Here is a 2423-nt window from a genome sequence, read left to right on the forward strand (position 1 = left end):
GCGCGCTGCGGATCGAGGAGCTGATCCTCGGCTCACCGCGCCAGTACACGCCCTTCCAGGCGGCCCGCGCCGCAGGGGTCTCGATGGAGCTGGCCTCCCGGTTCTGGCGGGCGATGGGCTTCGCCGACGTGGGGCAGGCCCGGGCGCTGACCGAGGCCGACGTGCTGGCGCTGCGGCGGCTGGCCGGCCTGGTGGAGGCGGGGCTGCTGAGCGAGTCGATGGCCGTGCAGGTGGCCCGGTCCACCGGGCAGACCACGGCACGGCTCGCCGACTGGCAGATCGACTCGTTCCTGATGGGGCTGACCGAGCCGCCCGAGCCGGGCATGACCCGCAACGAAGTGACCTTCCCGCTGGTGCAGTTGCTGCTGCCCGAGCTGGAGGAGTTCCTGGTCTACGTGTGGCGCCGCCAGCTGGCCGCCGCCACCGGCCGGGTCGTCCAGGCGCAGGACGACGAGGAGATGGTCAACCGGCGCCAGGCCATCGGCTTCGCCGACCTGGTGGGCTTCACCCGGCTGACGCGGCGCCTGGAGGACGAGGAACTGGGCGAGCTGGTCGAGGCGTTCGAGACCACCTCGGCCGACCTGGTCGCCGCGCACGGCGGGCGGCTCATCAAGGCGCTGGGCGACGAGATCCTCTACGTCGCCGAGGACGCGGCCACCGCCGCCGAGATCGGGCTGCGGCTGATCGAGACCATGGCGAACGACGCGACGATGCCCGAGCTGCGGGTGGGCATCGCCTTCGGGACGATGACGACGCGGATGGGCGACGTCTTCGGCAACACCGTCAACCTCGCCAGCCGGCTGACGTCGATAGCGCCCAAGGACACGGTGCTGGTGGACGGCGCCTTCCGGGCCGAGCTGACGGCCTCGGGGGCGGCCCCGGAGTCGGAGAAGGAGAGCGAGGACCTGTCCGGGTACCGGTTCGCCCTCCAGCCCCTCTACCAGCGCCCCGTCCGCGGTCTGGGCGTGGTCGAGCCCTGGCTGCTGCGGCGGCGCACCCCGCAGGGCTAGCGCCCTCTCCCCGAGCGCCCCGCCGGCCCCGCACGGCCCGGTACCCCGCGAGGTTAGCGACCGTTATCGTGACCGCCATGGAGCACAGCGAGCAGACGTACGGGGAGTGGGTGCGGGTCCGCAGGGACGGGCACGTCGCGGAGCTGGTGATGGACCGGAAGGGGGCCATGAACGCCGTCTCGACGGCGTTCGCGGGCGCGCTCGCCGACGCGTGCGCGGACCTCGCCCGGGACGGTGACGTACGGGCCACCGTGCTGACCTCCACGCACGAGCGCGCCTTCTGCGTCGGCGCCGACCTCAAGGAGCGCAACTCCCTCGGCGACGCCGAGCTGGGCGCCCAGCGGCCGTACACCAGCGCGGCCTACCGGGGCGTGCTGGAGCTGCCGATGCCCACCATCGCGGCGGTGCACGGCTACGCGCTGGGCGGCGGCTACGAGCTGGCCCTCTCCTGCGACCTGATCGTCGCCGACCCGACGGCCGTGGTCGGGCTGCCCGAGGTTTCGGTGGGTGTGGTCCCGGGCGGCGGGGGTACCCAGTTGCTGCCCCGCCGGGTGGGCGCGGCCCGCGCCGCCGAACTGATCTTCACGGCGCGCCGGGTCGAGGCCGCCGAGGCGCACGCGCTGGGGCTGGTCGACCAGCTGGCCGGGCCGGGCGCCGACCGCACCGAGGCGCTGGCGCTGGCGGCGCGGATCGCGGCCAACTCGCCGGTCGGGCTGCGGGCCGCCAAACGGGCGCTGCGCACCGGCTGGGGCATGGACCTGCGTGCCGGACTGGAGGTGGAGGAGGCCGCCTGGCGCACCGTCGCCTTCTCGGGGGACCGCAAGGAGGGCGTGGCTGCCTTCAACGAGAAGCGGAAGCCCGACTGGCCGGGTGCATGAGCCGGGCGGAATCCGGCGATCGGCCTCCCGGCGGTAGGTCTCGTACGTAGAGTGAGGCTCTCCGTAGGGGGCCGCGGGGCAGAACGGGGCGAAGCCTCCTAATCTTGGCTTATGGGCCGAATAGGAGACGACGGGGAAGCGGACGCGCGCCTCAGTGCCGTCGTGGGGTTGTCGCAGGCCATGGCCGCCGCACAGACGTCCGCCCCCGAGACGGCCCGCGCGCTCCCGCACCCCGTCCCCGGCGACGACCCGGAGGCCGCCGCCGTCCTCTCGCACCGGGACATCGCGCACGCGGCGGCACTCGGCGCCTGCGAGGCCATGGGCGGCGCCTTCGCGGCGATCTCCGTCTGGGAGCGGGCGCGCGGGCGGCTCCGGGTGCTGGTCAACGTGGGGGAGCGGACGCCGCAGGAGGCCGAGTTCCCGGCGGACGAGTCCTACCCCGTACGGGACTTCCCGCAGGTCGCCGAGTCCCTGCACGAGCGCTGGGCCGGCGGCGGCCGGGCGCAGGCCTGGGTCGAGGGCGACGAGCGGGCCG

At 74.5% G+C, this 2423-nt stretch carries 2 protein-coding genes and 1 pseudogene; all 3 read left to right on the forward strand.

Annotation, left to right across the window (positions count from 1 at the left end):
- On the forward strand, window positions 1-1010 hold a 1010-nt coding region (locus FM076_RS21175; protein ID WP_173872545.1), incomplete at its 5' end, for an adenylate/guanylate cyclase domain-containing protein.
- A gap of 77 nt (window positions 1011-1087) precedes the next feature.
- On the forward strand, window positions 1088-1888 hold the full coding sequence (locus tag FM076_RS21180; protein WP_173872546.1) for an enoyl-CoA hydratase/isomerase family protein: 801 nt from the start codon (window positions 1088-1090) through the stop codon (window positions 1886-1888).
- A 111-nt stretch (window positions 1889-1999) separates the two neighbouring features.
- Window positions 2000-2423: pseudogene (locus FM076_RS21185) on the forward strand (diguanylate cyclase); the annotation flags it as partial.

It is taken from the genome of Streptomyces albus subsp. chlorinus (genome assembly GCF_013302895.1).
Lineage (GTDB): Bacteria > Actinomycetota > Actinomycetes > Streptomycetales > Streptomycetaceae > Streptomyces > Streptomyces chlorinus.